16 protein-coding genes are annotated in these 18735 nt (G+C 57.5%); 4 read left to right on the top strand and 12 right to left on the bottom strand.

All coding sequences use genetic code 11. The features are described 5' to 3' along the window. Position 1: 1 nt before the first annotated feature. The gene (locus tag FHG12_RS09525; RefSeq protein ID WP_165699357.1) at positions 2–1576 is read right to left on the bottom strand and encodes a glycosyltransferase family 39 protein; all 1575 of its coding nucleotides are present in this window, start codon (positions 1574–1576) and stop codon (positions 2–4) included. Positions 1577–1993: 417 nt separating this feature from the next. Between FHG12_RS09525 and FHG12_RS09520 the strand changes: the two genes are divergently transcribed. Further along, positions 1994–3223, top strand: coding sequence for an acyltransferase family protein (locus FHG12_RS09520; protein ID WP_165699356.1), 1230 nt, complete (start codon positions 1994–1996; stop codon positions 3221–3223). A 112-nt stretch (positions 3224–3335) separates the two neighbouring features. Here the strand turns inward: FHG12_RS09520 and moaA are convergent, their stop codons facing one another. Next, complete coding sequence (moaA, locus tag FHG12_RS09515) at positions 3336–4325, bottom strand: GTP 3',8-cyclase MoaA (protein ID WP_139517752.1); 990 nt, start codon at positions 4323–4325, stop codon at positions 3336–3338. 129 nt (positions 4326–4454) lie between these two features. On the opposite strand from moaA, the gene FHG12_RS09510 reads away from it, so the two are divergent. Further along, positions 4455–4697 carry a MoaD/ThiS family protein gene (locus tag FHG12_RS09510; RefSeq protein WP_139515507.1) on the top strand — a complete coding sequence of 81 codons (243 nt, stop codon included), beginning with the start codon at positions 4455–4457 and terminating at the stop codon, positions 4695–4697. 79 nt (positions 4698–4776) lie between these two features. Beyond that, positions 4777–5193 carry a molybdenum cofactor biosynthesis protein MoaE gene (locus tag FHG12_RS09505; RefSeq protein WP_139515506.1) on the top strand — a complete coding sequence of 139 codons (417 nt, stop codon included), beginning with the start codon at positions 4777–4779 and terminating at the stop codon, positions 5191–5193. 18 nt (positions 5194–5211) lie between these two features. On the opposite strand, the gene FHG12_RS21130 is transcribed toward FHG12_RS09505, so the two are convergent. Together FHG12_RS21130 and moaC are read right to left on the bottom strand one after the other, a co-directional pair. After that, positions 5212–6396, bottom strand: a complete 1185-nt coding sequence (locus FHG12_RS21130; RefSeq protein WP_230471348.1) for an NTP transferase domain-containing protein — start codon at positions 6394–6396, stop codon at positions 5212–5214. Beyond that, positions 6383–6883 carry a cyclic pyranopterin monophosphate synthase MoaC gene (gene moaC, locus FHG12_RS09495; RefSeq protein WP_139515505.1) on the bottom strand — a complete coding sequence of 167 codons (501 nt, stop codon included), beginning with the start codon at positions 6881–6883 and terminating at the stop codon, positions 6383–6385. Before moaC ends, FHG12_RS21130 begins: the two co-directional genes overlap by 14 nt. A 162-nt stretch (positions 6884–7045) precedes the next feature. Here moaC and FHG12_RS09490 point away from each other — a divergent pair, with 162 nt between their 5' ends. Next, the gene (locus FHG12_RS09490) at positions 7046–8266 is read left to right on the top strand and encodes a molybdopterin molybdotransferase MoeA (RefSeq protein ID WP_139515504.1); all 1221 of its coding nucleotides are present in this window, start codon (positions 7046–7048) and stop codon (positions 8264–8266) included. Positions 8267–8339: 73 nt separating this feature from the next. Here the strand turns inward: FHG12_RS09490 and FHG12_RS09485 are convergent, their stop codons facing one another. The 8 genes from FHG12_RS09485 to metH form a co-directional block, all read right to left on the bottom strand. Further along, a complete protein-coding gene (locus tag FHG12_RS09485; protein ID WP_139515503.1) occupies positions 8340–8480 on the bottom strand; it encodes an MFS transporter small subunit in 141 nt (46 codons plus the stop codon). A 32-nt stretch (positions 8481–8512) separates the two neighbouring features. Then, positions 8513–9913 carry an L-lactate MFS transporter gene (locus FHG12_RS09480; protein ID WP_139515502.1) on the bottom strand — a complete coding sequence of 467 codons (1401 nt, stop codon included), beginning with the start codon at positions 9911–9913 and terminating at the stop codon, positions 8513–8515. A 190-nt stretch (positions 9914–10103) separates the two neighbouring features. Further along, complete coding sequence (locus tag FHG12_RS09475; RefSeq protein WP_139515501.1) at positions 10104–11606, bottom strand: N-acetylmuramoyl-L-alanine amidase; 1503 nt, start codon at positions 11604–11606, stop codon at positions 10104–10106. A gap of 224 nt (positions 11607–11830) precedes the next feature. After that, entirely contained in the window at positions 11831–12382 is a 552-nt protein-coding gene (locus tag FHG12_RS09470) for a hypothetical protein (protein ID WP_139515500.1), read from the bottom strand. 35 nt (positions 12383–12417) lie between these two features. Continuing rightward, positions 12418–12984 (bottom strand): energy transducer TonB, encoded by a 567-nt coding sequence (locus tag FHG12_RS09465; RefSeq protein ID WP_139515499.1) that lies wholly within the window; start codon positions 12982–12984, stop codon positions 12418–12420. Positions 12985–13238: 254 nt separating this feature from the next. After that, complete coding sequence (locus FHG12_RS09460; protein ID WP_139515498.1) at positions 13239–13727, bottom strand: tetratricopeptide repeat protein; 489 nt, start codon at positions 13725–13727, stop codon at positions 13239–13241. 141 nt (positions 13728–13868) lie between these two features. Then, positions 13869–14825: a methylenetetrahydrofolate reductase [NAD(P)H] gene (metF, locus tag FHG12_RS09455; RefSeq protein ID WP_139515497.1), complete on the bottom strand. Its 957-nt coding sequence runs from the start codon at positions 14823–14825 to the stop codon at positions 13869–13871. A 196-nt stretch (positions 14826–15021) separates the two neighbouring features. Further along, positions 15022–18735, bottom strand: a complete 3714-nt coding sequence (metH, locus tag FHG12_RS09450; protein WP_139515496.1) for a methionine synthase — start codon at positions 18733–18735, stop codon at positions 15022–15024.

Genomic DNA, 18735 nt, shown 5'->3' with positions numbered 1-18735 from the left:
ATTACTTACCAAACCCACCTTGCCAAGCGGCCAACGCTTGCTGACGCTCTCTTTGAACGCGGTCCAGCAAGGCCGCCGAAGGGCTGGTGCCTAAGTAGATGGTCGTGCCCTTCTCGCGGGCGTACGGATTGGTGATTTCGCCTACTTTCCGAAAGGACTGAAAATAAGGGATTAAGTCATGGGGGTAGCCTTCGCCAACCAGCAACAAGTGCCGGTAAGGCCGGGCGGGCGGGTCCGGAAACCAAGTAGCGTAGCTGCCGTTGAAGCTGGTGGCCGCTGGCATCGCCCGATGGCGGTTGTAGTAGTTAATGGCTCCTGCCTGGCCGTAGTTATCACATTTGATTAGAGTTGCTGCGCGCGTCGAATCGGGTAGGGCTTGGTAGGCCAGCCACGCCTTATCGGCTAGTTCCTGCCAGCCCAGCATGTCGGCGTAGTCTTGCGGCAGGGGGTGCAGTTGGCCGTCTTCCCAGCGCGTTGCCCCCGATTTCTGGTAAAACGGCACGTGCCCGAGCCGCTCCATTTCGCTAGGAGAAAACGCGGGCAAGAAGTACGGGAACCCCGGCAGCAATAGCAGAAAAGGGATCGCCAGCAGTACGGGCCGCAGCATCCATTCCAGGCGCGGCCGTCGGGCCAGCGTGGCCTGCCACCATACGGCACCCACCGAAAATAAGGCCGGATAGTAACCCAGCGCGTAATAGCTTTTGCCGTGTAACACGCTCAGGATCAGCAGCCCTGCTACGTAGAGAATGCCCACGCAGCGTGCTTCCGGCGCCGGCCGGCCCCGCAGCGCCGCCCACAAGCCGGGCACCCACACAATAAGGGCCGGAAAGCACATCAGGAGCTGATCTTTCCAGAAATCGGCGAGCGAAACGTGCACCAGCTGGCTTTCACGCAACAGCGCCATGTGGTGCCGAAACGGCAGTCCGTGGCTTACCTGCCACCACAGGTTGGGACCGCAAACCAGTAGCCCCAGCCCTGCCGCCAGCCAGAAGGACCGCGTTGTGAGCAAGCGGCGCAGCGGCGTCAGGAACAGTGCAGGCAGCAAAGCCGCCACAAAGAAAAACGTAGTGTATTTGTTCAGCACTGCCAGCCCCAGCGTGATGCCCAGCGCGTACAGGTGGCGCGGCCGAGCATCGGGCTGCACCAGACGCACGAGCAGGTAAGTAGTTAAGGTAAAGCCAAATACCTCGAAGGCATTGGGCTGATACAGCAGGTGCAAACGGCTAAAGGCCGAGAACAAGAAGCAGCACCCAGCCAGCAGTTGCGCCCAGGTATTGCCACCCAGCCGTTGGGCAAGCCGCACGACCACGTACACTGTCAGGCTACCCCACAGCAAAGGCCAGAATTTCACCCAAAAGTAGCCACCGCCCAGCGCGAGCGTAACCCAGCTTTGAGCAGCCAGCAGCGGCGGCACTTCCAGATACCCCCAGGCCAGATGGCGGCCGTAGTTGAGGTACAGGTATTCGTCGCGGTGCAGCTCGTACGCCGGGTTGATCGACAGAAAGCCCGTCGCAAACTTTACCACGGCAAACAATACCGGCAGACGGCTGCCCACCACAGGCAACGAACGAGGCATTTCAGCAAACTTCATAAACAGGCATTCGTGCCACTGGCTTAGGAAAAGCTTAATCAGGAATTTCTTGGACTGAAACCGCAGATAGCAAACCTAGCAAAATCATTTTCTTTCAAGGATAACGGCTTAGAAGAGTTTATAGAAAATCAATAAATACCCGCAACCATCAGTATATCAATTGGTTGCACTCAATATTTAACTGTCTATGTGGGCTGGTGAGATTTTTATAACAGAACTCATATGCAAGCTCAACTGTAAATTACACTATTATAGCACAGAAAAGTGAAATTTTAACTTTATTTTAAGACCTTACGTTATTAGGGCACAATTTATGACGCTCTTGAAAACGGTTGATTCGCTGAAGGATTGGCTCTCAGCTTATTAGCATATTTTTATGAACAAATTTTAACCAGTACCGCTTTGTCTACTCGTACTTACTTTCCCAACCTGGACGGTTTGCGTACTATAGCGTGCTTAGCAGTGTTCTGCTGCCACAGCTTTTTTGCCGTTACCAGAGAGGGCGTCTTAGAATCGTGGGTGTACCGCTACGGCCTAAACGTTTTTAAAAACGGCAACTTAGGCGTTAACTTCTTTTTCGTGCTTTCGGGCTTCCTGATCACGTATCTGCTGCTCGAAGAGGAGCGCCAGAACGGGCGCTACGCCATCGGGGCGTTCTACCGGCGACGCATCTTTCGCATCTGGCCGCTGTATTACGCATGCGTGTTTTTTGGCTTTGTGGTAATGCGGTGGGCCAAAACGCATTCGGGCCAGCCTTGGCATGAGCCAGCCGATCCTATGCTGTTCGTCACGTTCCTGGCCAACTTCGACGCCATCTTCAACAATGCAGAAGCATCGGCGGTGAACCTGAACGTGCTGTGGTCGGTGGCCATCGAGGAGCAATTTTATCTGGTGTGGCCGCTACTCCTGCTCATCTTTCGGCGCAACCGCTTGGCTGTCTTTCTGTTACTGATTGCGGCGTCGATGGCATTTCGCTACGTGCACGCCCATGAGTTCTTGATACTCTACCAGCATACGTTCTCCGTCATGTCGGACTTGGTGATGGGCGGAGCCACGGCGTGGTTGTGCTTCAACTACGAGGGGTTCCGTAACTGGGTGCAAAACTGGTCGCGCAAGAGCGTGGCCATCGGCTACGGCATTGGCTTGGTGCTGATCGTGATTCCGCAGGAATGGACCATCACGCCCTTTGTTGTGGTGCAGCGGGTGCTGCTGGCGTTTTTCTTTGTATTCGTGATTCTGGAGCAGAGCTACACCACCCGATCCCTCTGGAAAATTAGCAACAATCGTTTTCTAAGCTATTGGGGTACTTATACTTACGGCTTTTACTGCCTCCACTTTATCTGCATTCAGGCCGTGCTGCTGGTGGTACGGCATTACTGGACCGGGCCCGTTAACGTCAGCTTTGTGTTGCTGTATTCGGGCCTGTCGCTGCCGGTGAGTGGTGCGGTCGCGTGGCTGAGCTACCGTCTGTTTGAGCAGCCCTTCCTGCGGCTGAAAGGTCGTTCGTCGACGGCCCCGGCGGCATCCACGCCGGCCACTGCACCCGTTACCCTCGCGCTTCCTCAGGACGCGTCGGAGCCCGCCCTCGGCGTTGCGGCTCAACCGTCGGCTACGCCACTGCAATACAAGTAAGGCAAGCAGCATTCGGATCGCGGAACACCAAAACACCCGGGATAAATTATTGATTATCAATAATTTATCCCGGGTGTTTTGGCAATAAAAAACCTATAGCTAAGTCGTAAAACTATCCCCCGATCGTGGACATGGACTCGAAGCTGAGCTGGTGCAACGGGCGGCGCTGCTCGGCCTCGAAGCCGTTGGCAGCGCGGTGCTGGAACGCAGAAACAAGCGCCTCCCGAATCTCGGAATCCGTTGAGCCATTGCGCAATAAAGCCCGCACGTCGAGCACGCCTTGGTCGTAGAGACACGTTTTCAGGCCACCTTCGGCCGTCAGGCGGATGCGGTTGCAGGTGCCGCAAAACGTACGCGAATACGCCGCAATGATGCCCACCGTACCCATGTGACCCGGAATGGCATATTCGGTGGCTGTGGCGCTCGCGTCCGTTGGGATGGCGTGCAAGCCCGGAAAATGCTGGCTCAGGTGTTCGCGGATGCGCACATGATTCCAGGGCAGCAGTACAGCATCGTGGCTGCCGCCGTTGAAGGGCATTTCCTCGATAAAGCGCACATCCACAGGAAGTTCGCGGGTAAGCTCGGCCAATGGCACTAAGTCTTCAGTGTTTTGGCCATCCATCACGACGGCGTTGATTTTCACCCGAATACCAGCCGACAAGAGCGCAAAAAACGTATCCATCACGGCGGGCAGCTCATCGCGGCGGGTAATGCGCGCAAAGCGGGTACGATCGAGCGTATCGAGGCTCAGGTTAACGGTGCGAATCCCCAAGCGCATCAGTTCCGGAATGTGGGGTGCCGTGAGTACCCCATTGGTAGTCAGGCTGATATCATGAATGCCCTCGATCTGACTGAGGCGCTCGATAAACGGCACCAAGTCGCGGCGCACGAAAGGTTCGCCGCCGGTCAGGCGCACTTTGCGCACGCCCAAGCCGGCCAAAATGGCGACTACGCGCTCCATTTCTTCGTAGGTCAGCAACTCGCGTTTTGGCAGATACTGAATACCTTCGGCCGGCATGCAATAAAAACAGCGCAGATTGCAGCGGTCGGTAACGGCCAGCCGCACGTATTCGAGCGGACGGCCGTGGTTATCGTATAGCACAGGCGAGGCAACGGCCATAAAGCAAGTAGAAGCAATGAGATGAAAACGCCAATCGAACAAAAAACGTTTGAGCGGCTTTTCGGTTCAGCCCTTTCACACGTAAGGTGACCCAATATTGTTGTATAACCAATGAACTTACGAATTGCCTTGTTCGGCATCACAAAAGAAATTGTGGGCCAATCGCAGCTAGAGCTTACCGCACCCGAAGGCCAGTCGGTTGAGCAACTCATGCAACAGCTGCAAAGTACCTACCCCGGCCTGCGCCAGCTCACCAGCTTTGCCGTGGCCGTGAACAACGAGTACGCTGCCACCGACTACCGCCTGCACGAACGCGACGAAATTGCGCTGATTCCGCCGGTCAGCGGCGGATAAGGGCAGTATTCGTAACCATTTAATTAACAATTACTTGCAAAGATAAGCAAGTAGAGATTCTGAGCTCAAGAAGGTTTGTATGCTTATTGAATTAACCGATCAGCCGATTGATGTCGCCGCGGCCTTGGCCGCTGTGCAGGCCGATGGCGCGGGCGCCGTCAATGCCTTTATCGGCACGGTGCGCAACCAATCGACCGGCCGGTCCGTGGTGCGGCTCGAGTACGAAGCCTACGACAGCATGGCCGTGCACCAGATGCGCAAAGTAGCCGAACAAGCCCAGGAACGCTGGCCGATGCTGCAACAAATAGCCGTGATTCATCGCAAAGGCACGCTTTACATCGGCGACGTGGCCGTGATCGTGGCCGTTTCTACGCCGCACCGTGCCGAGTCGTTTGCCGCCTGCCAGTACATCATCGACACGATTAAGCAGGTAGTAACCATCTGGAAGAAAGAGTTTTACGAAGACGGGCAGGTTTGGGTGGCGGCGCACCCGTAAGCGCCGGTTTTCGCCGGTCTACATGCTCTTACCACTTAGTTCCTGCTGCGCAGCCTTGCGCTCTTCGGGTGTGTTTACGTTGCGCAACTCTTGGGGCGCAGGCGCAGCAAGCAATTCTATGTCGCTGTTGATTAGCACTTTGCGCGGGCACGAATACCCCAAGCCCAAAAACCGCAGCAACACGGCGTAACTCCGCGGCTCCCAAATCGTGATCAGTGGCTCCGGAAACTCATTGTCCGGACTTCGGAAGGCGGTGGCCACTTTGCCCGCGTTGCGGTGCCCGACGAGGTGCCGCAACGTCGCCTCAGAGAGGAACGGCAGGTCGCAGGCCACAACTAGCCACGCGGCATTTGGGTCGAGTTGCATGGCGCTGAGTAGCCCACTCATCGGCCCCAGATCCAGGAAGCGATCCGGCAGCGGCGTAAGCCCGGGCAGCAGATCGACAAGCTGATCGGGGCGGCAGGAAACGTGCACGTCTTGGCACACGGCCGCAAGCAATTGGGCGGCGTATTCGCGCTGCTCTAGCTCGTGGTAGCGCAGACGACCTTTATCGGTTTGCATGCGCTGACTTTTGCCACCAGCCAATACCAAGCCGCGCAAAGGCGGTAAGCTTTGCTGCCACCACTCGCGGATATAAGCTGCAATATTTTCTGTATCAGCCAATCGCATGACAGGCTGATTATCAACCATATGCCCTTGCAGATAGGCTGGCACTTCCGTTACGCCTTCGCTCAGAAGCACGAGTTGCACAGCGGTCAGGCGGTCGAGCTTGCGGTCGAGGGGCTTGGCGGGGTCAATGATGATGATTTGTTGCTTGGCCCGGAAGTGATTGCCGTTGACCAGCACCAAGCTCTGCGCGCCCAGCCATTCTTGCTGCGAAAACTTGTCCAGCTCCCTGCGTACGTCGAGGCGCCGAAAATGAATTTTGTCGGTCAGCTCGGCGGCGGCTCCGGCTTGCAATACGGCGCTGGCACCGCCTGCCCCGTATTGCAAGCCGGAGCCGCCCGCAGCGTGGTCGGCGTCCACGTATGCGACCTGCAACGCAGGCGTAAGGTGCGGCAACAGACGCGCCACCAACTCCTTGATTTTGCCACACGGCGCGCCCAAAATCGCTAGTTCGTGCCGGTTGAACTCGCCTATTTCGGGACGCACCAGTACCGCGTGCTTGGCATGACCGGCGGGGCCGGAATTATTCGTCGACATGATGAAAATCGCGTTTGCCGCCCGTTTTTTCGATGAGGCGGGTTTCCTGAATTAAAATATTGTGCGACAAGGCCTTACACATATCGTATACGGTAAGTGCAGCTACCGAGGCCCCCGTTAAGGCTTCCATTTCGACCCCAGTTTTGCCCGTTACTGTGGCCGTGCATTCGATGGTAATGGTGTCGTGGGAAGTCACTTCGATGCGCACTTGGCAGTCGTCGAGGCCGAGCGGGTGACACAACGGGATGAGGTCGGCCGTTTTCTTGGCTGCCATCACGCCGGCCAGAATCGCAGTCTGGAACACCGGCCCTTTGTGCGAAGGCAGGTCGCCGGCCTGCACCAACTTCAGGATTTCGGCGCCTAGCACAACGCGGCTGCGGGCTTTGGCCACGCGGCGCGTTACGGCTTTCTGACCGACATCGACCATGCTGGGCTGACCGGCGGCATTGAGATGGGTAAGCTTAGAATTAGGAGAAGTATCAGACATGAAATTTAGCGTCAGCTTTGTGGGCTTTGAGTGGGCTTGAGAGCTTGCACAATCGTTGTACGAAAGCGCCTTGCAGCAGGGCGTTGCGCTACTCACCTAAACAACAATTTCGTACAGACGTTACGCAACCACCCCCACAAAGCTGACGCTAAATTTCTTTCTATGCTCTCCGTCGAAGAAGCCACCCGCCGCGTGCTCACCACTGCTCGGCTTTTGCCTGCCGAAACTGTCATGCTTGCCGAGGCCACGGGCCGCACCTTGCGCACCGACCTGCGCGCCGATCGTGATTTCCCGCCCTTCGACCGCGTTGCAATGGATGGTATCGCTTTGAATTTCAGCGCAATACAAAACAACGTTCTTGAGTTTCCAATTGAACACACCCAGTTTGCCGGACAGGCTCCCAAGCCCCTGCAAAGCCCGCAAGCTGCCGTCGAGATCATGACGGGCGCTGTGCTGCCGCCCGGCACTGATACGGTGGTCCGATACGAAGACCTTACCATCGACACCGCCCCCAACGGCCAGCGAATTGCCACCGTCGTCGTGGCCCCGCCGCATGCGGGCCACAACGTGCATGCCCGTGCTGCCGACCGCCGTCAGGGCGATGTATTGGTGCCCGCGGGTACGCGTCTTGGGCCGGCCGAAATAGCGGTGGCGGCCACGGTTGGCGCGGCTACTTTGCCGGTCACGCGTCTGCCGCGTTTGGCGGTGGTCAGCACTGGCGATGAGCTAGTAGACATCACCGAAACACCTCTTGCTCACCAGATTAGGCGCTCGAACACCTACATGCTACAGGCCGCTTTGTCGGCGACGGGTGCCACGGCTGAGGCTTTTCATTTCAACGACGACCCAGCAGCGCTGCGCCAGGGCCTACCGGGGCTGTTGCGCGGTTTTGATGCCGTAATTCTGAGCGGCGGCGTCTCGAAAGGGCAGGCCGACTTTCTGCCGGCTACGCTGCGCGAATTGGGCGTCGAACAGATTTTCCACGAGGTGCAGCAGCGGCCGGGCAAGCCGTTCTGGTTTGGGCAGCAGGCCGGGGGCGCCGTGGTATTCGCCTTGCCCGGCAATCCGGTTTCAACCTTCGTCAATTACTACCGCTACGTGCAGCCGTGGCTACAGTGTAGCCAACGCCCTGATTTACAACCTACTGCTTTATCGTATGCTGTTTTGGCTGCCGACTTCACGTTCAAGCCGCACATTACCCATTTTCTCAATGTGCGCCTCGAAGCCGCACCGGATGGCCGCCTAATGGCTCATCCGCAACGGGCCGGCGGCTCCGGTGATTTGGCCGGCTTGCTGCAATGCGATGGATTTTTGGAGTTGCCACCCGAACCGGAGCTATTCACCGCGGGCAGTGTCTTTCCGGTGTGGCGCTTTCGGGCTTAAATCACTGACTTGCAATGCATAAAAAAGCCCTCAATGCTACATTGAGGGCTTTTTGCAGGTAAAAGCTCGTGCTCTATTGGAACAGCGCCAAGGCTTTTATAAACGTTTGCGACACGCCCCACAGCAACGGCACGCCCACAAACAGCCACGAAATGGCCAGCGCCAGCCCTGAGGTTGGCTCCTCCGACACAACGGGATCTACTTTCGGTTCCATATGATTGTCAGTCAGTTACAAAGAGAAGAAAATTAAGCAGGGACTTTGCGGGCGGCTTCTTCATGCACAAAATACTTTTCGTTGACGGCCGTTATGGCCAAGTTGGCCAGAAAGCCAATCACAAGCAGGCCCGCCATGGTGTAAAACAACGACTGAAACGAAGCGGCACCGGTCAGGCCTTTGGCTTTCGCATTGTCGTGCAGGTAGTTAACCAGCGTTGGCCCCAAGATACCTGCCGTTGACCACGCCGTGAGCACACGGCCGTGGATGGCACCCACCTGCTTTTTCCCGAACAAGTCGCTCAGGTACGCAGGGAGCGTAGCAAACCCGCCGCCATACATACTCAGAATTACGCAACAGGCTATCACAAAGAACGTTAGCGAAACATTACGCCCCAGCGTCGGCAGTAGCGCATACAGCACAATGCCTAAGCCGAAATAGATCATGTAGTTGGTTTTGCGGCCGAATTTGTCGGAGGCCGACGACCAGAAGAAGCGGCCGAGCAGGTTGAACAAGCTCAGCAAGCCCACGAAACCCGCCGCCGCGGCAGCCGTCACCCCTTTGCCGGTGCCCATAAATTTGTCAGAAAAAATCTCCTGAATCATCGGCGAGGCGGTTTCCAAGATGCCGATGCCGGCCGTCACGTTCATGCACAACACAATCCACAGCATCCAGAATTGGGGCGTTTTGATGGCCTCGTCGGCCAGTACGTTGCCGGTGGTGATGAGGGCGCTGTGCTGGGCGTTGGGCACGTAGCCTTCGGGCTTCCAGTCATCGGCGGGCACCCGAATGGTCCAGACGCCTAACTGCATGAATACCAAATAGATAAGCCCAAGCACGATAAAGGTTGCGGCTACGCCGTTGTCGGTTGGCGATTTGAAACGGTCCATGAGCGCTACCGACAGCGGCGAAGCGATCATGGCGCCGCCGCCAAAACCCATGATGGCCATGCCTGTAGCCACGCCCGGCCGGTCGGGAAACCACTTAATCAGGGTGCTGACCGGCGAAATGTAGCCGATGCCCAGCCCGATGCCGCCCACGAAGCCGTAACCGAAATACAGCAGCGGCAGCGAGTGCAGGTGTACGCCCAGCGACCCAATAAAAAAGCCGCCCGCAAAGCACAGCGCCGACGCCAGCATGGCTTTGCGGGGCCCGACGCGTTCCAGCCATTTGCCAAAAACCGCGGCCGAAAGCCCCAGCAGCACAATAGCGATCGAGAAGATCCAACCAATCTGGCCGGCCGTCCAGTCTTCCGGGGCGGGCTTGGCGACGTCGTGGCTGATGAGCGAGCCCAGCGGATTTTTGAACACGCTGAAGGCATAGGCCTGCCCAATAGCAAGGTGAATGGCCAACGCCGCCGGCGGAATCAGCCAGCGGTTGAAGCCTGGGCCCGCAATGGTGCGGCTGCGGTCCAGAATGGAAGCGGTTGCCATGAGATGATGGGATTTGGTGGGGAAAATAGATACCGATAGCTCCTCGGCCCGACCAGCAGGCGGTTACTATACGTGTTGAATTTCAACAAGGTAGAATCTTTCCAAACCGATCTGCGAGAAGCAATGGATATTTTTTGCTAAAAAACTATAGCTGGCAGTTGCGGGTTGTAGCACGTCCAAAAAGCCCCGCTTACTGCTCGGCGGGCTCGTGTTGCAACCAGCCCCGCAGCCCTTTTGCCCGCGTGTTGCGCAGAAAGTTTTTTAGCCCTGCCACCATGTGCTCAGCCATCTGCTGTTGAAACGCCGGGTCAATCAAGCGCTTCTCATCTTCGGGGTTCGAAATGAAGGCCGTTTCCACCAGCGCATTGGGGTAGTCGGTGGGTCCGTTGAGGCCAAAGTTGAAGCTCCCGACGTTGCCGGCACCCTGCAGGCCGGTTTTGCGCATCTCGTCGTAGAGTGCCACCGACAACGGCTGGAACGCCACGTAGCGATAATAGGTGCTGGTGCCTTGGCTCGCCCCGCCCCCCGCCGAATTGACGTGCACGCTGACCAGCAAATCCGGGTTGGCCTTGCGCAGCAACAATACCCGATCGACGTTTTCGACGGTAACGTCGGCTTCGCGCGTCATGATGACGCGGGCGCCGGCTTGTTCCAGCTCGTGCCGTAGTTTTTGGGCAATGGATAGCGTCAGGTCTTTTTCGCGGGCGCCGCTGGCCCCGGTAGCGCCCACGTTGGTGCCGCCGTGCCCGGCATCTACCGCGACGGTGAGGCCGCGCAGCTGCAATTTTTGCGGCGGACGTTTCACCTTGATTACCAAGGTATTATTGCGATAACCAATAGAATAGCCCCAACTCTGGATATGCTTTAGGTTAAGCACCAAGCGGAACACATTAGGCTGGGGCTGCTCGTAATGAACGTCGCCTAGCTCTTGCAGACCGTCGCGCTGCGTGATCCAATTGGTATTGGAAGTGGCTCCAAATACATCCACCACCAGGCGTGTGGGTTCGGTCAGAAGCTGAGAGCGGTACGGTAGGCGGGCCTCAAGCGGCACCTGCACGTAGTCGTAGAGCGAATCGCCGTATACGCTCCACGATCCGGTCAGCGAGGTCGGTACAAAGCCGCCGGGCGGCAGCAGGCGCACAACTTCCTGCGGCACCCAAGCCGTTTGGTTTTCAGCCAGTTGCACCCGATATAGGTTGCCCACACGGCCCGTGATGTGCAGCTGCACCAACGAATCGAGGTAGCCAATTTTGGCGCCGCCCAGTCGGTCTTCCCCCAAACCGTAATTCAGGTACGGCAGCGCGCCTTTGGTAACGGCAAGTTGCAGTTCGTTGGGGTTCAGAAACCGGATTTGCGCCTTACTCTGTGCCGTAGCTTGCAGGCTATCAGGTGTTAGTAACTGAAAGATAATCAGGCGATTGTGCAGCGTGTCGCCGGGTTGCACTACGTACGTGCCTTGGTAAATACCACGCTGGCCCTTCGTCAGCGCGGCATCCAGCTCCGTCATGGGCTGATTACCCAAAAACGTAACTTTGCTGCCGGGCTGCCCTTTGAGTCGCACCTGCAACCGATCGCCGGGCTGTAGCCACTGGCTGGCCGCCGGCACCGTTTCGGCACTTTCGATCAGCGGGGTTTGAGCATGGACCTCCATGCCTATCGCCACCAGTACAAACCAAAGAAGAAAGTGGCGCAATTTCGGTGATTTAAAATGCTTTATATCAGACTTTTATAACTAAGCCTAGAAGCTAAAGCTCCCCTCCTTTTTTCAAGGAGGGGTTGGGGGTGGTTGGTTAGAATTAGAAAACTAGAGCTAGTTGCCGTTCAACGCTTTTTACCACCCCCAACCCCTCCTTAAAAAAGGAGGGGAGCTAGCTGTTTAGCTCTGATCTAGTTCATATATAAATAATTGATTATCAATTATTTATCTTTCATTGCTTCTCTCAAGTCCTTTACATCGCGCCCATTTTCCAAACCTAGGAATTCGGTTTGCAAGGCGCGGATGTGCACTTCATTGCGGGCGCGCACGTCGAGGCGCACGTCGCGGAGGCGGGCATTCAGGCGTCTGTACACCGCCGTAGCATAGTCCCAGTCACGTTGCGTCCATTGGTGGCGGCGCTCCCGAACTTGGCGCATGAACTGGGTGTAGGCCGGATCGATGGTTTCGGCGGTCAGGCCATCGATATTGGAATACGTGCCCAGCAATTCCTGCGTGAAAGTAGCCGAAGCTGCTGCGTCGAGTGGCTGGCGCGCGCGCACCCGAGCCGCTGAGTCGTAGCGCGCCGCCCGCCGGCCAGCAGTTTTGAGCTTGTCGCCTGCGCGGTCGGCGAGAGTATCCAGTTTGCGGGCTTCATTGCGCACGACCTCCTGCCGCTCGCGGGGCGTTGAGTCGCAGGCGGTGAGCAAAAAGGTGGCACTTCCGACTAGTAAGCCGGTGGCAAAAAGCGAAAAGCGGGGCGTGAGGGAGTTCATGGGCGTTTCATACGCAAAGGCCCGCCCCCAGGATGCTACTTGAGCCGGAACACAAACGGCATCTCGTAAACAACGGGGACTGCACGCCCGTTTTTGCGGGCCGGAATCCATTGGTTCGGAATGGTGCGGCTCACGCGCAGGGCCTCTTCGTCGCAACCGCCGCCCACGCCGGCCACCACTTTGTGGTTCGATATCTGACCCAGGGTGTCGATGGCAAACGACACAATGACTTTGCCTTGCAGCTTCCGATCCTGGGCAGCCAAGGGGTAATTAAGTTTGGCCGTGTAAGTGGCCAGGGCCGGATCACTGCCAATGAACATCGGCGGCTGATCGACGCGGCTTTTGGTCCATTGGCCGGGTTGCAATTCTACGTCGTAGAAAATGTCTTCGATGGGCCGGAAGAACAGGAGCTTTTTGGTGGTGTGGTCGTACTTCTGCAAAATAACCTGGCTGCCGTCGCGGGTGTAGCCATAGTATTCCCAGACGCCTACTTTGTCGCCTTTTTCAAGGGTGCCACTTTCCCATTCGGTTTTGCGGACGCGTTGGGCCCAGCACAAGGCGGGCAACAGAAACAGTAAAAAAATGAGTACGTGTTTTTTCATAAGGGTGCGTAGAAATGCTAAACCAGAAGAAACGCGCTGCCAGCCACCTCAAAAAGGCGCTCAACCAGACTAATTCATTCTTAGTTTCGTTCTATTACAGCCAAACGACGGGCGGGTGGGAAATAAATAAAAGGTCCAATGAAGTGGCTTTTTGAGAACTTTAAGCCTGTATTGAGTCTTGGGTGGGGCCAAACCCCAATACCTTCACACCGGAAATATACAAGTATCCTTTTAGTTGTGCAATAGTAACTTAGCTAACCATGAGCATCGTCGAGACGGTCGCGCAGATCATGAATCTGGTCTTGTAGTCCCGGCAGCTGAGGGCATATTTTCGAGAGGCGCTGCAACACATGCAGGGCGCCGCGGTCGTCGCCGAGCATGCGCAACATGGTAGCCCATCCGGCCAGCGCCCCAAAATGACGGGGTTCGCGCCGCAGCGTTTCGGCCACGTCGAGCAAGGAGGCCCGGTACTCGCCGCGCAGGTAGTGCGCCGTTGCCCGCTTGTTCCAGCCTTCGGCCCAATCGGGTTTCTGCTCGATCAGCGTTGTGAAACTGGCAATGGCCGTGGTGTAGTCGCCGGCTGCCAGCAGCCGCATACCGGTTTCAAGCTTCTTGTTCAGGAGCTGATCGCCGGTATCGAGCCACAGCTGCCAGATGCCGTTTTGCAACGCTTCCATCTCAGCGGGCGCGGCAGCGTTGCGCAGTTGCGCAAATAAGTCGTCGAGTTGCTGCTGACGGTCCATGGGGATGCGGATTGCGAAGAAACGATTTGCCCTTACGTCGGACAGATATACGCCAAATAAAGAAAGACCGCTACATCGAGCGGTCTTTCCAGTGATAATATATTTCAGAGACGCTTTTATAAGTATCTCATAACATGACAGTTAAAACAAGGCCGCCGCCACCCGACGAATGGATTCGGCCTTGCCCATAGAGTAATAGTGCAGACAGGGCACACCGTGCGCCATCAGCTCCTTCGATTGGTTGATGCACCACTCGATACCGATGTCGCGGGCCGCCGCGTTGTCGGGAGCGTCGTGCACGGCTTCGGCCAACGCCTCCGGAATGTTGAGGTAAAACGTGCGCGGCAGCATGGTCAGCTGGCTTTTGGTGGTCATGGGCTTCAGGCCCGGAATAATGGGCACGTTGATGCCCGCCGCCCGACACTTCTTTTCGAAGGCAAAAAACTGCTCGTTGTCGAAGAACATCTGCGTCACGATGTAATTGGCACCGCGCTCCACCTTCTGCTTCAGGTAGCGCATGTCGGCGCCATAGTTGGGCGCCTCGAAGTGCTTTTCGGGGTAGCCGGCCGTGCCGATGCAGAAGTCGGTCGCAAACGAGTCTTCCTGCTCTTCGTCGAGGTAGTGGCCCTTGTTCATGCAGGCTACCTGCGCAATCAGGTCCGAAGCGTAAGCATGGCCGTTGGGGTCGGGCACGAAATGAGATTCCGTTTTGATGGGGTCGCCACGCAGGGCTAGCACGTTGTCGATGCCCAGGAAGTGCAAGTCAATCAGCGCGTTCTCGGTTTCCTCCTTAGAAAAGCCCCCGCAAATCAGGTGCGGCACGGTGTCCACGTCGAAACGGTTTTTGATGGCCGCGCAAATGCCGACCGTCCCGGGCCGTTTGCGCACGGTCACCTTCTCCAGCAGCCCGCCGGGCCGCTTGCGATACGCGTATTCTTCACGGTGATAGGTGACGTCGATAAACGGCGGCTTAAATTCCATCAAAGGCTCGATATTCGAGAATAAGTTCTTGATATTCTCACCCTTACGCGGCGGCAGCACTTCAAAGGAGAATAGCGTTTTGCCGTTGGCGCGCTCTAAATGTTCGGTTACTTTCATAGGGCAGCTCCAATTTTCAATTGGAGAGTCGTTGTAATGATAAGCTAAGCTTCCTTTTTAAATTCCGCGCATCAAGCGGCGCGAGTTGGGGGTGGTAAAGGGCGTTGTTTACAGGAGTTTTGCGTTCAACCAAGCAACGACTTTACCACCCCGCCCTTCGGGCACCCCTCCTTGAAAAAGTAGGGGAATCGTGCCGTTATAGCGCCGTCACGGGAATGCTGGTCGGGTCGTAGTTGAGGTTGGGGGCGAGCCAACGTTGCAGTTCCTCGACCGGCATGTTTTTGCGCTGGGCGATGTCCTCCACCTGGTCGCGGCCGATGCGGCCCAAGCCGAAGTAGCGGGAATCAGGGTGCGCGTAGTACAAGCCGCTCACCGACGAGGCCGGGTACATGGCTAGGTTTTCAGTGAGGGTGATGCCTGTTTTTTGCTCCGCGTCGAGCAGCTTGAACAGGGTAATTTTCTCGGTATGGTCGGGGCAGCCGGGGTAGCCGGGCGCGGGCCGCACGCCGCGGTATTTCTCCTGAATCAGCTCCTCCTTCGTCAGCTTCTCGTCGGCCGAATAGCCCCAGAATTCTTCGCGCACGCGCTGGTGCAGGCGCTCGGCAAAGGCTTCGGCGAGGCGGTCGGCCAAGGCTTTCACCATGATGCTGGAGTAGTCGTCGTGGTCGGCTTCGTATTTCTCGATCAGCTTTTCGATGCCAATGCCCGCCGTCACGGCAAACCCACCGATGTAGTCCTGTCGGCCCGTTTCCTTGGGCGCCACAAAGTCGGAGAAAGCCAGGTTCGGGATTTTCGGCCCCTTCTCGCCTTGCTGCCGCAACGTGAAAAACTCCGTGGTGACTTGCTCGCGCGTATCGTCGGCGTACACTTCGATGGTATCGTAGCCAACAGTATTGGCAGGCCAGAAGCCCAGCACCGCACTAGCCGTAATTGATTTATTATCAATTAGTTCCTGCAACATCGTCTGCGCGTCGGCAAACAGCTTGCGGGCTGCTTCGCCCAGCGTTTCGTCTTCCAGAATGCGCGGGTAGCGGCCTTTCAGCTCCCAAGTATGAAAGAACGGCGTCCAGTCGATGTACTCAGCCAGTTCCGCCAGCGGGTAATCTTCTAACACCTTGGTACCGAGGAAGGTAGGCTTGGTGATAGGCGTCGTTTGCCAATCGGCTTTAAACTGATTTTGGCGTGCCGCTTCAATGCTCAGGTAGTGCTTGTCGCGCTGCCGGCCGGCGTGGTCTTCGCGTAGCTGGCGGTAATCATCGGCAACCGTCTGCGCATAAGCCGCTTCGCTGGAGCCGAGCAGGCCCGCCGCCACGCCCACCGAGCGCGAGGCATCGTGCACATGCACCACGGGGCCGGAATATGCCGGCGCAATCTTGACAGCTGTGTGCAGGCGCGAGGTAGTAGCCCCGCCGATGAGCAACGGAATTTTCATACCGCGCTTTTCCATCTCGGCGGCCACGTACGTCATTTCGTCTAGCGAAGGCGTAATCAAGCCGCTCAGGCCCACAATGTCAACTTGTTGATTAACAGCCTCTTCTAAAATCTTCTCTAGCGGCACCATGACGCCCAAGTCCACGATGTCGAAGTTGTTGCAGGCCAGCACCACGCCCACGATGTTCTTGCCGATGTCGTGCACGTCGCCCTTCACCGTGGCCAGCAGAATCTTGCCCGCGGTTTGGCGCTCCTGTCCGCGCTTGTCGGCCAGCAGGTAGGGCTCCAGATAAGCCACCGCTTTCTTCATTACGCGCGCCGATTTTACGACTTGCGGCAGGAACATTTTGCCGGCACCAAACAGGTCGCCCACGACGTTCATGCCGGCCATCAGGGGGCCTTCGATCACTTCCAACGGCCGACCAACTTGCTGCCGCACTTCCTCGGTATCCTGCTCAATGAAATCGGTGATGCCGCGCACCAGGGCGTGTTGCAGGCGCTCGGCGACGGGCAGGCTGCGCCACGCGTCGGCCACCACTTCCACCTTGTCTTTTTGCTTGACGGTCTCGGCAAAATCGACGAGTCGCTCGGTAGCATCGGGGCGACGGTTGAGCAGCACGTCTTCCACCATCTCCAGCAAGTCCGGCGGAATTTCGTCGTAAACCGCTAATTGACTGGGGTTTACGATGCCCATATCCAACCCTGCCCGAATGGCGTGGTAGAGGAAAGCCGAGTTCATGGCCTCGCGCACCACGTCGTTGCCGCGGTACGAGAATGAGATGTTGCTCACGCCGCCGCTGGTGCGGGCGCCGGGCAGGTTCTGCTTGATCCACCGCACGGCCTCAATGAAGTCGAGGGCGTAGTTGCGGTGCTCCTCCATGCCGGTGCCCACGGTCAGGATATTGGGGTCGAAGATGATGTCCTCGGCCGGAAAATCCAGCTCGTTGACCAGAATGTCGTAGGAGCGCTGGCAAATCTCTTTGCGGCGCTCCAACGAGTCGGCTTGGCCGTCTTCGTCGAAGGCCATCACGATGACAGCGGCACCGTACTGGCGCACGGTGCGGGCGCGCTGCTTGAAAACCTCCTCGCCTTCTTTTAGCGAGATGGAGTTGACGATGCTTTTGCCCTGCACGCACTTGAGACCGGCTTCCAACACGCTCCACTTCGACGAGTCGATCATGATGGGCAGGCGGGCAATGTCGGGCTCGGAGGCAATGAGGTTGAGAAACGTGGTCATGGCTTGCTCCGAGTCAAGCATGCCTTCGTCCATGTTGATGTCGAGCACCTGCGCGCCGCCTTCTACCTGCTCGCGCGCCACAGCCAACGCCTGCTCGTACGCCCCGGTCCGGACGAGGCGCGCAAACGCCCGCGAACCCGTCACGTTGCAGCGCTCTCCAACGTTGACAAAGAGGCTATCTTCGTAAATACCAAAGGGTTCGAGGCCGCTGAGGCGCGTCGCCTGCGGCACCGTAGGCAAGGGGCGTGGCGCAAATTGGGGTGCCAACTTGGCTAGCTCGCCGATGTGCTGGGGCGTGGTGCCGCAGCAGCCACCGACCACGTTCAGCAGGCCATCGCGGAGGTAATCTTCCACCACTTCGGCAAACTCCTGCGCCGACTCGTCGTAGCCGCCGAACGCGTTGGGCAAGCCCGCATTCGGGTACGCCGAAATGTGCACGTTGGCAATGCGACTCAGTTCCTGAATGTACTGCTTGAGCTGCTTAGCGCCCAGGGCACAATTCAGGCCCACGCTCAAGAGTGGCAAGTGATGAATCGAGTTCCAAAAGGCTTCCACCGTCTGCCCCGACAACGTGCGGCCGGAAGCGTCGGTGATCGTGCCCGAAATCATGATCGGCACAACTTTGCCACCTTCGTCGAAGAAGCGCTGCACGGCATAGAGCGCCGCTTTGGCGTTGAGCGTGTCAAAAATGGTTTCGATCAGCAGCGCGTCGGAGCCGCCGTCGATGAGGCCGCGCACCTGCTCGTGGTAAGCCGTGGCCAACTCGTCGAACGTGGTAGCACGGTAGCCGGGGCGGTTTACGTCGGGCGAAAGCGAGGCCGTGCGGTTGGTTGGCCCAATGGCACCGGCTACAAAGCGCGGCTTGCTGGGGTCTTGGGCCGTAAACTCATCGGCTACTTCGCGGGCCAGCCGCGCCGATTCGTAATTGAGCTCATACACAACGTGTTCCAATCCGTAGTCGGCCTGCGCGATAGAGGTACCGCTGAAGGTATTGGTCTCCACCATGTCGGCCCCGGCAGCGAAATATTCCGCGTGGATGTTGCGAATAATATCGGGGCGCGTGAGCGAGAGCAGGTCGTTGTTGCCGCGCAAGGGCTTGGGATGATTGGCAAAGCGCGGCCCCCGAAAATCCTCCTCGTCCAGCGTGTAGCGCTGAATCATCGTGCCCATGGCGCCGTCGAGCACCAGGATGCGTTGTTGCAGGATGGAGTAGAGGGGCGAGTCGGAACAGTGCGTCTTCAT

It is taken from the genome of Hymenobacter jejuensis, assembly GCF_006337165.1.
GTDB classification, from domain to species: domain Bacteria; phylum Bacteroidota; class Bacteroidia; order Cytophagales; family Hymenobacteraceae; genus Hymenobacter; species Hymenobacter jejuensis.
The sequence above is the reverse complement of the archived record's forward strand: the minus strand, read 5'-3'. Positions and strand labels throughout refer to the sequence as shown.